This window comes from Mesorhizobium sp. M7A.F.Ca.AU.001.01.1.1 (assembly GCF_004022735.1).
GTDB lineage: Bacteria > Pseudomonadota > Alphaproteobacteria > Rhizobiales > Rhizobiaceae > Mesorhizobium > Mesorhizobium ciceri.
This window is the reverse complement of sequence record NZ_RZPF01001217.1, coordinates 1-913: the sequence shown is the minus strand read 5'-3', so window position 1 is coordinate 913 and position 913 is coordinate 1. Positions and strand designations below refer to the sequence as shown.

2 protein-coding genes are annotated in these 913 nt (G+C 55.5%); one reads left to right on the top strand and one right to left on the bottom strand.

Features of this window, described 5'->3' with window-relative positions:
* The coding region (locus tag EN884_RS37195; protein WP_164895475.1) for an outer membrane beta-barrel protein at nucleotides 1–650 on the bottom strand (650 nt) is incomplete at its 3' end.
* Nucleotides 651–727: 77 nt separating this feature from the next.
* Here EN884_RS37195 and EN884_RS37190 point away from each other — a divergent pair.
* On the top strand, nucleotides 728–913 hold a 186-nt coding region (locus EN884_RS37190), incomplete at its 3' end, for a hypothetical protein (protein WP_164895474.1).

Genomic DNA, 913 nt, shown 5'->3' with positions numbered 1-913 from the left:
GTGTCAAGATTGAGGAGACCGTCCGGAACCCCGACGATGCCAGCCTCGGAAAGAAGATCGTCCTTGGTCCCGAAGCCCGTATAGCGATACTCAGTCTTGATCGTCCAATTGCTGTTGATGGCCGTTTCGATGCCACCTCCGACAAAATACCCGCTCTGATCCCAATCAAAGTCGAAGCCAGCGTTCGTATCGAGCTTGTACTTCTGCCAGGAATAGCCACCCAGCACGTATCCCAGAGTGTTTGGCGTCAAGAGATAGCCGAGACGCAGGCCAGCGTCGAAACCGTAGGTTTCCTTGATCGAAGCGTCGAATCCCGTAATGTCCAGCGTGGTCCCGATGTTGCCGACGTGAGCGTCCAGCAGACCACCGATGAGGAACCGCGGCGCGACCATATAGTCATAGCCAACCGTCAGCTCACCGTAGACGCCTTCGCCACCAATGCCGTTCAGCGAGACTGGAATAAAATCGCTGCTGAGCTTGTGTACGTTGGCACCGGCGCCGACGCCAAAACCAACGTATAGACCGCTCCAGTTAAAGCCGGCAGCTTCTTCTACCGGCTGCACGACGTCTGCTGCGTGAGCAGCAGATATCAAAGCCACAGCAGAAACAGCACCAAGAAGAAAAGATTTCGCGGATGTGCGAATGAACATATGCCCGTACCCCATGAGTAAACCCAGAATGTCTCTAGCAGGGAACCGGCCGGCACGGGAATGACAAATATGCAACAATGATGAGCAAAGTGCCGTTGCGTCACATCTTTCGGCGCCATGCTTTGCCTGAAAAACAGGCTCGCAAGAAAAAACCCGCCGGCATGGAACCGGCGGGCTGGATTGAAAGGAGCTGTTTTTCGCGAAAATCAGGCGGCGAGTACCGCTTTCGGCTCGACCAGTTCGTAGCCGAGCGCCTCGGCGAC